The sequence below is a fragment of the Micromonospora sp. NBC_01638 genome (genome assembly GCF_045209745.1).
Classification (GTDB): domain Bacteria; phylum Actinomycetota; class Actinomycetes; order Mycobacteriales; family Micromonosporaceae; genus Micromonospora.
In genome coordinates, this window is the sequence record NZ_CP109273.1 from 1534353 (window position 1) to 1548143 (window position 13791).

Sequence of the window (13791 nt, forward strand, 5' to 3'; positions counted from 1 at the left end):
GCGCTCCAGCACGTGCGAATTCCCCAACGAACTCGAGCGGCGTACCTGCTGCCGCCAACCTCCCTGGACGGTCTGACGACTGCCCGACGAGGGGATCCGGCTAGTCCACCGGCCGAGCTTGCGCCCAGCGCATGACGAACTCCTGACCCTTCTCGGTGAGACCGAAGCACTCCACCGCAGGCATCGCCATGAAGTTGCCCTGGTTCCCGCCCGTGTCCACCGGCATCAACAGACCGTCCTGGATCAGGTAGCTGAGCATGATTCCGAAACCACCTGGCAGTTGGATCACAGCCGTCTTCGGCTCTGCCGCGAAGATCTCCAGCAACCTACGTTCGAGGTCGCCGTAGCGATGGTTGAGCACCGACAGATTGGCCTTGTACTGCAACATCGACTCCCGGTCGATCTGCCCTGGTCGTAGCGGAAGTGGCACGTCGGGCAGAGGGCGATGAGGTTCGCGAACGCGTGCTCTTGGACCTGGTTCCAGGGTCGATGTGAGCCAACTCGGTTGGAACCTGGCGACAGGTTGAAATCGAGCAGCGATGACCAGCCTCGACCAGGACGTCGCGCTGAAACGCCATCGGGATCGCGGGCCTTCCCTCTGGCCTCTCATCTCCTGTCCAAGACGTGCCCGATCAGAGGGTTCAGCAGGGCACACCAGTCACAGACAGCGAAGGCCCTCGACCTCGCGTTTCCGCAGGTCAAGGGCCTTGCCGTTCCCTGGTGGCGGGTAGAGGCGCGACACGAACTGCCGAAGGCAGCCGCCACCCCGGAGCGTCCACAGGAGCCCGCGTCCGGCTTTGAGCGACAAACGCCAACCACTCTGCGTAGCCGCCGTCGCGCTCATCAAAGTCTTGACCTATGCGTTGATCATCTGCTTATGTTGACGACATGACTGGATCCTTCGCGTCGATGCGCGAACCCACCTACTTCATCTTGGCCGCGTTGCAGGACGAACCCTTACACGGCTACGCAATCGTCAAGCGGGCGCAAGAGTTGTCCGACGGGCGGGTGCGCCTCACGACGGGCACCCTCTACGCCGCTTTGGACCGACTCACCCGGGAAGAGATGGTGCGGGTGGCCGACGAAGCGGTGGTCAACGGCCGTGCTCGCCGCACCTACGAGCTCACCCAGCGAGGTATGTCCGCGCTGCGTGCGGAAGCAGAGCGGATGGCTGCGGCCGCGAGCGTCGTTCGTGACCGTTCCGTCCGCTCGATGGCTGCGGCGGGTTGCGTGGTGCCGGCATGACTGAGCTGGAGCGCCGTTACCGGTGGCTACTGCGGGCCTACCCCCGCGCCTACCGGCAGTATCGCGCCGACGAGATGCTCGAAACCCTGCTCGCCACGACTGAGGACGAACGGCGGCGGCCGAAGCTTCGAGAAGCGGCGGCGCTCGTGGTCGGAGGGCTACGCGCCCGCACCGGTGTTGACCGTCTTGGCTCGCGATCGGCGCTGGGATACTCCGCGCTGCGGCTGTCCGCGCTGTCCCTGCTCATGTACGGCATGACACTCTGGGCCGGAGGTCCGATCGCGTACTTGGTGACGATGCTGTCGGAGGGCCCATACAACGTCGGCGCATGGTGGTTCATCGTCATTCCGGCGCTGCTGACCATCGCGCTCTTCGCAGCGGCGTGGGGTAGCTACCGGCTAGCATTCGCTGCGGCGATATTGACCGTGGTCGCGCAACATTTGTCGGCAAATTGGTGGACCCCATCGCTCTGGTCGCTTGAGGGCCTCCAGGGCGCGATTGGCCCCAGGTTTTGGCCAGCGCTGCTGGCTTCGCTGGCCTTGCTGCGACTGCTCCGCGCACCCCGAACGCCCGTGACCAAACCGTGGGCCTGGCCCGTCCTCGGGGCACTGGCAGTCGTCGCTTTGACGCCGAGCCCGATCAACGGCTGGTCGGACGCACCGCTGATGTCCCTGTACGCGTTCGCCGCACTGGCCGTCATCACCGCGCCCATCGATGCACGGATGCCCATTGTCGCCTCGGTGCTTCTCCTGGTGCCAGCCTTGGCACAAGCCACCTACCAGCTCTACTTCAAACAAGCAGGGTGGGAACTGGAAATTTCCATCACCACGATCCTCATCCTCACGGCGGTCATGGTGATCACGCTTGCCGCCGGCACAATCGCAGGCCGCCGCCAAGCCCGCATGTAGACACGCATTAGCTCGGTGCCCCTAACCACATCCTCCTTGGTAGGCGAGGCAGCGTCGCCAAGCCCTACCTTGAATGCCTCAACAGCACGCTCAGCCGCCCGCGAGTCGTGGGCTGTGTCAGCGAGCGTTTCCAGGCTGTAGAGCATCTTCGCGAATAATGCCCGTTTATCGGCGTGCATCAGGCGATGTGTCTCAGACGCGCTCTGAACCCGGGCGGCCCCCAGCTGGCCGGAGCAAGCCACTCCCACGCCGTGACGACCATGCTCCCGCCAGGACGCAACCAAGATCCAGCGGTGACACGTATGTGACACAGCCAGCGGGATCGAGCGGGCTAGAGCGGGACTGAGTGAGACTCACGAAAGAAGGCCCCTGACCGGCGTTCACGCTGGTCAGGGGCCTCTTCGTGCACCTGGTGGCGGGTAGAGGATTCGAACCTCTGAAGCTTTCGCGACGGATTTACAGGGCGTCCGCGCTTCCACTTGGTCCAGGTGGCCTGGGCTGCGACTTCGCCTCGGCCAGCCGCCCACCACCGCTCGACCGCCCACCATTTGCCCACCGCCCGCGACCCTCCGCCGAGTCACGCATGCTCGTCCCCGTCGCGTCCTGGTGCATGAGGGTGGACACGTCCGCGAGGATCCGGTGTACGTCCCATACTCCCTCTACCCCTGATGCATGCCCGCTGATCAGTGAGATGACCACCGTTGCCTTGCTGCCGATCTCATGGCCACCCACAATGACCACCTCGTCGTAGCACTTACTGAGTTCATTCATCGCCAGGGCGAACGGCGTTCCGACCTCGTAGCGACCCGTGTATTTGATCTCCGAGTCGGCCGGCAGAGGAGGCAGCGATGCTTCATCCAAGGGCAGCGCGGCACCTGAGGAGACCAGCGACCTCGCCTCCCCAAATGCAGCACGGGCGAGTTGAAGGAACCTGACATAAACCAGTCGCTTCTCCGCTGCCAGGGCTACAGCGACACTAATCGCCCCCTGCGTCTTGGCCGCGTCAAGCTGATGCCGCCGACCCGCGTGAGCGGTCCATACCGTCCCAGCAACGCCCGCAACACCGACTACCGCCGTCGTGACCGGTCCAAGCCACTCCCACGCCATCCACTCATGGTGGTGACCGCCCGCAAGGTGCCGAGTCATCCGAGCGCGTCACCGATCTTGTCGTTCATGGTGTCGTCTCCCCCGTCGATGCAGTTGGCGTAGACACGCAGCAGAACGGCGACCCCGTGACCCAGGCGCCGGGCGACCTCGGTCGGCGGGACGCCAGCATTCAGCCAGAGCGAGGCCGCCGCGTGACGTAGGTCGTAGGGCCGACGGACGAGCGGCGAGGCAACCTGCGACTCCGTCAGCGCCCTCTCGCGGGCGAACTTCCACCATCGGTCATAGACCGACTCGGAGAGCCGCCCACCGTGCAGGCCCCGGAAGAACCGACCGTCTGGACTAACGCCGTGATTCTCGACGTGCGCGGCCAGCAGCTCGACCAGCCGAGGCGGGATCGGGACCGTCCGAGTCTCCGCCCTCCCCCTGTGCTTGAGTCCGCGCCGCTCGTGGGAGCCGCCGTCATCGGTCCAGTGCGACCCGGCGCGCGGCGAGGTGCCGACGAGCACCAGTCGGCCCCAGCGATGTTCGATCTTCTCGTGTTTGCAGGACCGGGAAGGCTTGACCGCCGCCAGGTCGTCGAAGTCGGCCCCGCAGTCGGCGCACCGGCCGGCAAGGTCGCAGTCCTCCCGCCGTAGGTCCGCGGCTTCCGAGGGACGCATCCCCGCGTAGTAGAGGCAGCCGAAGAACGCGGTGACCTTGTCGGCCCGTTTGCCGAGAGATTTCACCGCTTCCAGCAGCGTGGCGATCTGGGCCGGGTTCGCTACCACCCGCCGGTCGATGGACTGCGCGACCTCGGGGGCGGTCCACTGGACTCGGTCGACCGGGTTGGAGGCGATCAGCTCCAGCTCGACGGCGTACCCGAGCACGTTGTAGAAGGTGGCCCGCTTCCGCTGGACGGTGGAGGCAGCCGCGGGCTTGCCGTCGAGGCGTACGCACAGGCTGTCGAGGACGCGGCGGACCATCGCGGGCGAGTCCAGCTCGACGACCGGGAGCGACGCCGTTTCGAGCCACGCGAGCGCCGCCGCGTGGTCGGCCGGGATCTCGTCGGACCAGCGGCGCGGGTTGAGGCCGTAGAGGTACAGCGCCTCACGGAGCAGGGCAGCATCCGGTCGGCCGCGCTTTGTCGGCCGGGTCAGGGTCACCGTGATGGAGGTCAGCGCTTCGACGATCGAGCGCCGGGTCTTGGCCGCCGCCCGGGGCCACTTCATCTCGACGTACGCGCGGCTGTGGGCGTACCAGGTGGTGGGGTTCTTGGTTCTGGCCTCGGAGACCGGGCGCCCGGTGGCCGGGTCGAAGGGCTCCCCCGCGTTGGCCGCCTGGACCAGCTCTGCGCGGAACGAGTGCGCCAGCGCCTTGGTACGGAACATGTCCTCGAAGCGCTGGCCGCTCACCGCCCAGCGAACCCGCCACGGTCGAGCCTTCCGGTCAGCGCGCTTAGCGATCTCCCAGATCTGGACCTCGTAGCTCTTCATGCCGCGTCCTGCTCCAGGTCGCCGAGCCACCGACCGAGTGCCGACCGGCGGACCCGCAGCTGTCCGTTCGGGAGCTTGATCACCCGTGGTCCCTTGCCGGTCTGCCGCCAGTAGAACCAGGTCGAGCGCGGTACGCGCAGCTCGGCTAGCACTTCCGGCACGGTCAACAACTCCTCGTTCACTGCGTTTCCTCCCCGTCGTGCTGTGCGCTGTGCTGAGTTGCCGAAAGTTCTGAGGACCCCTGCGCGGCCCGGTCCTTGGCGGCGAGCAGTTCGGAGCGCCAGCGGGCGTGTTCGCTGATCGACCGCATGAGCCGGTGGGTCATTGGGCCGACGTCCGGGTCATCGGGGCGGGCGAGTTCCCAGGCGTGCCGGACCCGTTCGGTGGTGTCGCCCTGGACGTCGACGAGCTGCGTGCCGTCGGTGGTGACGCCGAGCAGTGCCCGCACCCAAGCCCGTGCGTCGTGCTTGTGGTCGGCGAGGGTCTTGCCGGACCAGTCGCGGGAAATGAGGATGCGTCGGCCGCCGATGCCGAGGGTGTCGCGCTGGTGGACCTTGCCCTTGCAGCGGCCGGGCTTGAGCTTGGCGTGTGCCTTCTTGGGCTGGACGCCGTAGAGCAGCCAGTTGGCGCAGCGGTCGGTGCACGGGGTCAGCTGGAGTTGCTGCCAGAGCCGGTCGAGGTGCTTGCGCTGGCGGTCGGTGGTGGCCTTGTGGCAGTCGCCGGTGTGCTTGGTGATGTATTTCGTGACGTACCGGATGGTGCGCTCGGCGTCCTCGGTGCCGGGCATGACGCCGCGGGCGTCGACCTGGGCACCGAAGCGCACGACGTGCACAGGCTCGGCGTGCGGGTCATCGTCGATGGCGTCGAGGGCTTCCGTCCAGGTGGTCAGCGGCTCGCGGGTGTCCGGGTCGACCCATGCCGTCGCCTGCTCGTCCCAGATCGGGAGCCGGTCGAGGGTGTAGCGCTGGACGTCGACCGAGGGCCACCACACCTGGTGGTAGGTCGCTGCCGCCACGGTGCGGAGGACGTCGCGAGGGATGGTGCCTCGGATGGCGAAGTGGGCATGCGGGGTGAGGCGGCGTTGCGGCTCGACGCAGCCGGCGTACTGGACGTTCCAGCCCTCGCAGCGTCGGAGGTTCTGCCAGAACCGGTCCAGTAGCCGAGGGAAGTGCACGGCGTCCCAGGCTGCGCGGCGGTAGTCGTATCTGGCCGGGTTGACCGGGGTGCCGTCGGGGCGGACCGGGCCGTACGAGTCGAGGGTGAGCGTGAGCCACATCGACGGTTGGTAGGTGGAGCCGTCCGGGGCGGTGTAGGTCTTGCCGACGGTGCGGCGCTCGACCTTGCGCCGAGGCAGTTCGGGGGCATCCTGGCGCCGCTTGGTGGAGCGCTTGCGCCGTGGGCCGGGCTCGTCGTCCTGGTCCTCGTTGTCGGTGGCGTGCGGTGGTCCAACGCGCCCGCGTAGGCCCTCAGCGGCGATGGCCTCCTCTACCTCGCGGATAGCCTCGTCGAGGTCGGTCACCTGATCCCACTGGGCCGCCCTCACCGCCTCGTCGCGGGAGAACTCCAGGTGTGCGCGGAACAGGATCAGGGACTTCTGCGCCTCGGTGGCGGGTTCCGGGCCGGGTAGTGGCTCGTCGTCGCGGTGCCAGCCCTCGCGGATCTGGGCTTGCCGTAGCCGGCGATTCTTCTTGGCGCACGGCGGGCACTTGTCCTCGCGGGTCGCGCCGCAGGGAAGGTCGATGACTTCGGTCAGGCCGGTGTCGAGGTCGGTGCGGCGCATGGCGAGCGGGCGGACGCAGACGCCGTACTCGATGGCGATGTCCTTGAGCACATCGATCGAGCGGGGCAGTGCCATGCGGGCCGCTCGCGACCCCGGCCGAGGAGCAACCGGGGTCGGGGCGGGTTCGAGGCCCGGCAGGGTCGGTGCCGTCATCGGCCCACCCCCACCGTGAGTCGAAAGCGGTGGTCTCGGGTACCGGCCCGCCGGTACTGTCCGGGCTCACCAAGAATCCGAGCGGCGAGGTCGACATGAACAGCGATGACGGTACGACGGTGCTGTGGCGCCCAACCGGGCCGAACGAGCTGGATCTCGTCCGCGAGTCCGGATGGCGGGCGTGGCCGCCGCGCCTGCCGGATCAGCCGATCTTCTACCCGGTCCTGAACGAGGACTACGCGGTGATGATCGCCCGGGACTGGAACGTGCCCGCGTCCGGCGTTGGCTACGTCACCCGCTTCCGGGTGGATTCGGAGTTCCTGAGCCGCTACCCGGTCCGCCAGGCTGGGGGTAAGACCATTCTGGAGCTGTGGGTGCCGGCCGAGGAACTGGACGAGTTCAACGCTCACATCGTCGGACTGATTGAGGTCGTGCACGAGTTCCGGTAGACGCCGTCCGGCGGCGAGGGTGGCCGTCATCGGATGATCCCGACGACCTGGGGCCGGTTGTGGTGGACGACGCCGATCGGAGGCAGCACCGCGGCTGATGCCGGCGGCATCACCGGAGCCGGCGGCGCTAGTTCGACCGGCTGCGGCTCGTCGTACCAATCGGCCTGCGGCTGATCGGGCTCAGGAGCCGGCGGGACGGTGGGTGCGCTGGACAGGACAACCTTCACCAAGGCGAGGAAGGCCAGCGACGGCACGGCCGCGACGATCCAGCCCCACACGGACGGTTCGGCTTCGGCGACCTGGGCGGCGAGGGAGAGCAGCGCGAATGCGATCAGCAGGACGCCGACCAGGCCGACGGGTCGACCATCACGGCGGCGGGCGCGGATCTCCAGGCCGAGGTAGATGGCCATCAGCTCGACGGCTACGGCGTTGGCCCAGCCGATCCAGTCGGGTTGGCCGTGGGCGACGGTCAGGTCGTGGACGTGGGTGAAGGCGGCGGCGCCGGCCATGGTGCCGATCGCGAGCAGGATCAGCACCCGAATGCCCGACTCGGCTCGGTGGCGGATCATTCGAAGTCGCCTTCCGGGATGCGAATGGTCACGGTGATGCGGATGCGCTGCCCGTCGAGGTCGCTGCGGCGGCGGACCATGTGCGCCAGGCCGTGCAGGGCAGCGGCGAGCCGGTCCGGGGAGCCGTTGAGTTCGATGTGCAGCGGCTTGAGGCGGTGGGTGCCGAGGAAGAAGCTCTTGAGGGACATCGGTTACCTCCGGGCCGGGGCGACGCGGGTACGGATGTGCTCGGGTGGCTCGCCGAGGGAGGCCACCGCTTCGGAGAGGCAGCGCCACAGCGCCCACGCCTCGTCGGGGGTCAGGTACATGCGGCGCCGGCCGCCGCCGACGGCGAGATAGACCGGGTACGGATCGGGACGGGCGGGGTCGACGCGCACGGACACGGCAGTGCTGGTGGCGCCGTCGGTGCCGGGCGCGCGTAGCCGGTAGAAGGTTCGGCCGTCGGTCGGGGCGGTCACCGCGGCTCACCCCCGTCGGTGTCCCGGTCGAGGATGTTGAGCAGCGAGTCGGGCAGCAGTGGTCCGCGACGCTGCCGGGGCAGGTGCGGCCGGGTCGGTTCGGTGGCGGTTTCCCGGCCGACCTGGGCGAGGATGTCCGCCGCGTCGGCCGGGGCCGGGTATTCGGCTGCCAGTTCCCGGATGTGGTCGTCGGAGATGTAGGAGAAGCGGACCCGGGCCGGCTCGGGGGTGCCGTCGAGGATCACGTAGCCGACGCCCTTGGCCCAGCGGGGCATCTGGTCGGCGAGGGCACCGCGGTTGCGGGCACCGTCGCCCAACACGAGGTCGACCTGAGCGGCCTCGGTAAGGCCGAGCGCGATTCGGGTCGGGAACAGGTCCCGGAACGGCAGCACCTCCTTGCGGGGGTCCTGCAACGCGGCCACCACCAGGACACCGACGCCGGCACCCTGCGACAGCAGCAGCCCGAGCGACCCGGCGATGCGCTTGCGCAGGTCGACGTCCTGGAGGTACGCGGTCAGTGCCGCCATCTCGTCGATGACGACCACGACCAGGGGGTCATCCAGGGTCGGAGTGTGGACCCGTACCGCGCCGGCAAGGCGGGTCTGCCGCTCCCGCATCACCGTCACGGCTTCGTCGAGTAGGTCGGCCATGGCCTCGAACGACTTGCAGGCGAACCGGGCGAACAGCGGCCGGCCCATGGCGAACTCCATGCCGCCCTTGGGGTCGATCACCCAGAGCCGGACCAGCCCGGAGGAGATCCCGCCGGCCAGCACGCGGACCAGGGACCACAGGACCGAGCCTTTACCGGAGCGGGTGGCACCGCCGATGAGGACGTGTGTGGCGAGGAGGTGCAGGCACCAGTGCCGCAGGTCTTCCCGCCGGGCCAGTGGCAGAGCGGTGAAGTCGGGCACCGACGGGACGTCGAACGGGTCGACCAGGGTGCGGAGCGCGTCCGTGCGGACCACCACCAGGTAGACCACCGACGGCCGGTCCCGGAACCGCAGCCGGTCCACCGCGCCCAGGACCATCGCCCAGTAGCCCGACCGGATCGGCGGGTCATCGGGACGCTCGGAGTAGACCCGGGCGTGCCGCCGGCCGAAGGCGTACGCCAGGTTCGCCGTTGCCTTCTGGAATTCCTCCGGTGTCTGGCCGCGGACCATGCGGATGGTCAGCACGTCGAGCGCCTGATCCGAGCGGACCCGCAGCAGCTCCGGCAGGACGGTTCGGTGGTCGTACACCTTGGCCAGGCCGCAGAGGGTCATGGCCTCGCGCCAGGCCCGCCGGTAGACGAAGAGCTGACGGAAGCGACCGAGGATCGGGCCGGCGCACCAGGTCCACCAGGACGACTCGTGGCGCCACCGCCACAGCGCCGACACGGCAGCGGCCAGGACCACGGGCACGATCACGCCGGACCGGCCGAACTCCCGGTAGAGGCTCACCCCGGCGACGACCAGGCCGACGGCGACCGGGTGGCGAAGACACCACCACAGGCCCCGGCACAGCCACCGCAGCACCAGGCCGAGCGCGATCAGCCAGACCGGCAGTTCCAGCCGGCGTGGCCGGATCACCATCAAGTCCCCGGCGGTGGTCATCACCACCTCGCCCCGCGGCCGGCGCATCACGGGGCACCCGCCACGACGAGCCGCCGCAGGACGGCAGGCATACGCTTGGAAATGTCACTACCTCTCTCGACAGAGCAGGGGAAAGAGACAGAGGGCGGGGCTGCCGTCCGCCAAGACCTGACAGCCCCGCCCCCACCAGATGCGGCTACTGCGCCGCCTTCGTCGCCACGCCCGCCGGGGCACGCATCCCGGTCGCCCGCAGCGAATACGCCATCCGACCGTTGTTGCCCACGTACGGCGTGACGGTCATGCCGTCGAACTCCACCGCCTCGAACAGGCCACCCGTCGGCGGCACCGGCTGGTAGTCCGCCGAGATCTTCACCGTCGTCTCCCGCGACCGCTTCCCCAGCTCCGGATCCAGGTCCATCACCCGCACCTGCCACACCCGCTGGCCGGTCAGCTTGTCCTTCGCCGGGCTACGCCGGCCGGTCTTCTCGTCGTAGTCCTCGACCTCGCCCAGAGACTCGGGCACCAACGCGCACCCCGCCGGGAACACGTCCTCACACCGCACCGCGAACCTCGTGCCGCCTCGCAGAGCCATCGCTCAACCTCCAGCTTGTTAACTTGTCTGCCAAGTCGCGTCCAAGGTAGACGGCACTTGGCAGACAAGTCAACAAGTTTGTGAGCCAGGCGCACATTGAGGACAGCTCAGTGGACATCCGAAGGGACAGCGGGAAGGACATGTCAGAGGACAGAAAAGATGCTATAAATCAGCTACCCCCCGATGACCCAGGAGCTACTAGCCATGACCGGACCCGTACCAGCACGGCGATACGCAGAAACTCACCCCTGGATCACCTTTCAAGTTGACCTCACGAAGCTCTCTCACAAGACCTGGCTACTGCTAGGCGAAGCAGAGTCGAAGTGCCAACATGTCGCCGGCGTACCCCTACGACCCGCCGTCGCGCGACGACTCCACGAGATCTACCTGAGCAAGGGCATCCACGGCACCGCGAGCATCGAGGGAAACACGCTCTCCGAGGACGAGGTGCTACAACGCGTCACCGGCGAGCTTAAGTTGCCACCGTCCAGGGAATATCTGGGCCGCGAAATCGACAACATTCTTGCCGCCTGCAACAACATCCTTAGCGATGTAGCGAACAGGCGCCCGATGGAACTGACCCCAGCGCGGATTTCTACCTTCAACGGTCAAGTCCTCAGCGGTCTCGACCTAGAAGATGGCGTTGCTCCCGGCGAAATTCGACAGCATCAGGTTGGGGTCCTTAATTATCGCGGAGCTCCTGCCGAAGATTGCGAATTCCTGCTTGATCGAATGTGCACATGGTTGAACCAGTTGCGCATTGACGATGACGCGATGACGTTCCCGCTCGCCATACTCAAGGCGATCCTGGCACACCTATACATCGCATGGATTCACCCGTTCGGGGATGGCAATGGAAGAACCGCTCGGTTAATCGAGTTTCAGCTTCTAATCCAAGCCGGCGTGCCGGTACCCGCAGCCCACCTGCTGTCGGATTTTTATAACAAAACCCGTGACGCCTACTATCGAGAACTTGCACGCACTAGTCGACCACCATTTCCTGTCGAGAGATTCATCGACTACGCAGTGCAGGGTTTCGTGGACGAACTGCGGGAGCAGCTTGAGGATATCCGCCGCGAGCAGATGCGGGTTACCTGGGAAAACTTTGTCCATGAGTCGTTTCGCGACGCTGACACTCCGGCCAAGAGACGCCAGAAGTGCGTAGTCCTTGATCTTAGCGAAAAGGGAACTCCGATTCCGGCAAGTAAGTTGCCGGAAGTATCCGGCAGACTTGCTGTGATGTACGCGGGCAAAGGCTCGAAAACGATCAGCAGGGATGTTAACGAGCTAGTGAAGATGAAGCTGTTAAGACGAGTTCGCGGCGGGCTCCTGGCAAACACCGATGTAATCAGAGCCTTCCTGCCGCTGCGGGCAGAGAACTAATCTCGACAACTTACCCCAACCGGTTCCACAACCAGACGGCAACTGAGATAGCGTTGAAGGGTATAAGCAGCGCATGCGGGAAGATAGCTCTGCTGTTTCGGCGAGCGAAGCGCACCGTCGTCCGCCGGGGACTGACGATGCAACCATTGAAGCCCTTGGTGAGCTAAGCAAGGCATTGGAAACGATCCACCGCGTACGCGGTCACCTGTACTCGGCACACCAGCTCGTCGGCGGCGCGGATCTCACCCTTGACCGGGTCGTGAAGCTACTCCGCCAGGCCGGGCACGACGAGATGGCCGGCCGGGTCGAGCGCGACCTGTTGGGGCGCAACGTGCTGCCCGGCCGGTGGACGTTCCAAATCGTGGAGGAGTTTGACGACGGCTACTACGCCGCGTTCCAGGAGATCGAGCGAGACGCGCGGGAGAAGCTGGCCGGCGGTCGGCGGCACATCTTCGAGGCGGAGATGAAGGAGCGGCGGCGTACCCACGGGATGCCGGGGCACGAAGCTACGCCGTAGCGCTGCCGTCGAAGCCATCCGGGATTATCGAGGCCAGGGCGTTGGCTCTGGCCTCGATGATCCTCATCCGTCCCTGGTACTCAGCCGGTTCCCGGTGTGCAGCCTGGCTGGTTACCTGGCCGGGCCACTTGCGGTAGAGCAGGCCGTATTCGCGGGTGAAGTAGCCCGCGGTGACCGCGTTGGCGGCGAGCAGGAGGCCGGTGTCCTCGGAGGCGGGCAGGGCCATCCAGCCGCCCAGGGCGAAGACGAGATCCCGCCGCAGGCACAGGGTCGCCGGGTGCACCGATGCTCGGTAGTCGTTGACCTTCCAGAACGTCAGGACCGAACCGCGGTCGATAACGCCGCCGGCCGGGTCCTTGTCCCATCCGGCGGTCGAACCGTCGGGGAGCAGGTCGAGTACCCGCGAGGTGGTCCAGCCGATCTGCGGGTGCGCGTCGAACGCGGCGATGTCCCGGGCGAGCGCGCCGGGAGTGAGCTGGTCGTCGGCGTCCAGGACCTTGATGAGTTTCCCGGAGACCCGGGAAAGAGCGAGGGTACGGGCAACACCAGGCCCACCGGGACGCCCAGTGCCCAGACTGATCCGAGGATCGTCAGGCAGCGCGTCGACCAGGGCGCCGGTCTGCCCGTCCTCCTGGACGAGCCATTCCCAGTCCCACCCGGACGGCATCTCCTGCTTGGCCAACGACTCGTAGGCGCCAGCCAGGTGCTCGATGCTGGGCGCGTGGACCGGAGTGATGACCGAGACGAGCTGCGTCAAGTTTTCCACCGCTGGAGTTTGTGGGAGTAGACAAGCTCGGTGCGGTCACCCGGCATCACAACGTCGGCGACCTCAACGATCCGGCCCGTGGTGTCGGTCGAGGTTTTCCGCACGGTGAGCACGGAGACGCCAGGGTCGATGTCCAGCAGTTCGGCCTCATCGGGCGACGGCGGACGCGCCCGGATCTCGTCGTCGATTCGGTCCAGCTCGATGCCGAGCGTGTAGAGCTGGTGCTGCGTGCCGCCCGGCCACGGTTCCTTGCCCGCGTCGAGCAGGTCCGGGTTCGCGGCCACCAGGTCGTACGGCAGATAGGAGTACGACACGGTCAGCGGCGCGTTCTCGTGCCGCGAGGACGTCCAGTAGACCCGGCGCAGCAACGAAGCACCCGGTTCGACCTGCAAGGCCGCCGCCATCTCCGCATCAGCCTGCACCTGGGAGTACTCGGCGTGGAACTTCAGGTCGTCGACGGTCAGGCCGGTGTCGTGCTCGGTGGCACCAGTCTTCAGCCGCTCGCCCTCGTCCAGCAGGACGCGATCCTTCTCCCACTGGTAGCGCTCGGTGTTACGACGGCGTACCCGTTGACGGGGTGCCCTCACGTAGGTGCCGCGCCCCTGCTCCGCACGGACCAGGCCCCATTCCCGGAGCTGCCGGATGGCATTGCGAACGCTCGTGCGCGACAGGCCCGAGGTATCGGCCAACTCGGTTTCGCTGGGCATCAGAGTGCCGGGGGCCAGCTCGCCGCTCACGATCTTCGCCCGCAACTCCTCCGCGAGTTGCAGGTAGCGAGGGCGCCAGTCCCGGCCATGCACACCGGTCACCGTACCCCCTAG

Annotated in this window: 16 protein-coding genes; 5 read left to right on the forward strand and 11 right to left on the reverse strand. The window is 67.1% G+C overall.

Annotated features, from left to right (window positions below; all coding sequences use genetic code 11):
* Window positions 1-100: 100 nt before the first annotated feature.
* The gene (locus OG811_RS07175; RefSeq protein WP_406072882.1) at window positions 101-430 is read right to left on the reverse strand and encodes a hypothetical protein; all 330 of its coding nucleotides are present in this window, start codon (window positions 428-430) and stop codon (window positions 101-103) included.
* A 458-nt stretch (window positions 431-888) separates the two neighbouring features.
* On the opposite strand from OG811_RS07175, the gene OG811_RS07180 reads away from it, so the two are divergent.
* Window positions 889-1245 (forward strand): PadR family transcriptional regulator, encoded by a 357-nt coding sequence (locus tag OG811_RS07180; RefSeq protein ID WP_406072883.1) that lies wholly within the window; start codon window positions 889-891, stop codon window positions 1243-1245.
* The gene (locus tag OG811_RS07185) at window positions 1242-2153 is read left to right on the forward strand and encodes a hypothetical protein (protein ID WP_406072884.1); all 912 of its coding nucleotides are present in this window, start codon (window positions 1242-1244) and stop codon (window positions 2151-2153) included. The genes OG811_RS07180 and OG811_RS07185 overlap by 4 nt, the downstream gene beginning before the upstream one ends.
* Before the next feature lie 1142 nt (window positions 2154-3295).
* Here the strand turns inward: OG811_RS07185 and OG811_RS07190 are convergent.
* The 3 genes from OG811_RS07190 to OG811_RS07200 are packed head-to-tail and all read right to left on the reverse strand — an operon-like array spanning window position 3296 to window position 6665.
* Window positions 3296-4732, reverse strand: a complete 1437-nt coding sequence (locus OG811_RS07190; RefSeq protein WP_406072885.1) for a tyrosine-type recombinase/integrase — start codon at window positions 4730-4732, stop codon at window positions 3296-3298.
* On the reverse strand, window positions 4729-4914 hold the full coding sequence (locus OG811_RS07195; RefSeq protein WP_030329852.1) for an AlpA family transcriptional regulator: 186 nt from the start codon (window positions 4912-4914) through the stop codon (window positions 4729-4731). Before OG811_RS07195 ends, OG811_RS07190 begins: the two co-directional genes overlap by 4 nt.
* Window positions 4911-6665 carry a replication initiator gene (locus OG811_RS07200; RefSeq protein ID WP_406072886.1) on the reverse strand — a complete coding sequence of 585 codons (1755 nt, stop codon included), beginning with the start codon at window positions 6663-6665 and terminating at the stop codon, window positions 4911-4913. Before OG811_RS07200 ends, OG811_RS07195 begins: the two co-directional genes overlap by 4 nt.
* 95 nt (window positions 6666-6760) lie before the next feature.
* Between OG811_RS07200 and OG811_RS07205 the strand changes: the two genes are divergently transcribed.
* A complete protein-coding gene (locus OG811_RS07205; protein ID WP_406072887.1) occupies window positions 6761-7114 on the forward strand; it encodes a hypothetical protein in 354 nt (117 codons plus the stop codon).
* Between the two features lie 26 nt (window positions 7115-7140).
* Here the strand turns inward: OG811_RS07205 and OG811_RS07210 are convergent, their stop codons facing one another.
* From OG811_RS07210 to OG811_RS07230, 5 genes are all read right to left on the reverse strand, one after another.
* Window positions 7141-7683: a DUF2637 domain-containing protein gene (locus tag OG811_RS07210; protein ID WP_406072888.1), complete on the reverse strand. Its 543-nt coding sequence runs from the start codon at window positions 7681-7683 to the stop codon at window positions 7141-7143.
* The gene (locus OG811_RS07215; protein WP_406072889.1) at window positions 7680-7871 is read right to left on the reverse strand and encodes a hypothetical protein; all 192 of its coding nucleotides are present in this window, start codon (window positions 7869-7871) and stop codon (window positions 7680-7682) included. Before OG811_RS07215 ends, OG811_RS07210 begins: the two co-directional genes overlap by 4 nt.
* A 3-nt stretch (window positions 7872-7874) precedes the next feature.
* Window positions 7875-8141 (reverse strand): hypothetical protein, encoded by a 267-nt coding sequence (locus tag OG811_RS07220; RefSeq protein ID WP_355598535.1) that lies wholly within the window; start codon window positions 8139-8141, stop codon window positions 7875-7877.
* Window positions 8138-9760 (reverse strand): FtsK/SpoIIIE domain-containing protein, encoded by a 1623-nt coding sequence (locus OG811_RS07225; protein ID WP_406072890.1) that lies wholly within the window; start codon window positions 9758-9760, stop codon window positions 8138-8140. Before OG811_RS07225 ends, OG811_RS07220 begins: the two co-directional genes overlap by 4 nt.
* 148 nt (window positions 9761-9908) lie before the next feature.
* Window positions 9909-10304, reverse strand: coding sequence for a transcriptional regulator (locus OG811_RS07230; RefSeq protein WP_091402451.1), 396 nt, complete (start codon window positions 10302-10304; stop codon window positions 9909-9911).
* A 204-nt stretch (window positions 10305-10508) separates the two neighbouring features.
* On the opposite strand from OG811_RS07230, the gene OG811_RS07235 reads away from it, so the two are divergent.
* Both OG811_RS07235 and OG811_RS07240 read left to right on the forward strand, forming a co-directional pair.
* Window positions 10509-11687: a Fic family protein gene (locus OG811_RS07235; protein ID WP_406072891.1), complete on the forward strand. Its 1179-nt coding sequence runs from the start codon at window positions 10509-10511 to the stop codon at window positions 11685-11687.
* A gap of 73 nt (window positions 11688-11760) precedes the next feature.
* Window positions 11761-12204: a hypothetical protein gene (locus tag OG811_RS07240; protein WP_406072892.1), complete on the forward strand. Its 444-nt coding sequence runs from the start codon at window positions 11761-11763 to the stop codon at window positions 12202-12204.
* On the opposite strand, the gene OG811_RS07245 is transcribed toward OG811_RS07240, so the two are convergent.
* A complete protein-coding gene (locus OG811_RS07245) occupies window positions 12194-12970 on the reverse strand; it encodes a glycosyltransferase family 2 protein (RefSeq protein WP_406072893.1) in 777 nt (258 codons plus the stop codon). The two genes, OG811_RS07240 and OG811_RS07245, sit on opposite strands and share 11 nt — an antisense overlap.
* The gene (locus OG811_RS07250) at window positions 12958-13779 is read right to left on the reverse strand and encodes a GntR family transcriptional regulator (RefSeq protein WP_406072894.1); all 822 of its coding nucleotides are present in this window, start codon (window positions 13777-13779) and stop codon (window positions 12958-12960) included. Before OG811_RS07250 ends, OG811_RS07245 begins: the two co-directional genes overlap by 13 nt.
* Between the last annotated feature and the right edge of the window lie 12 nt (window positions 13780-13791).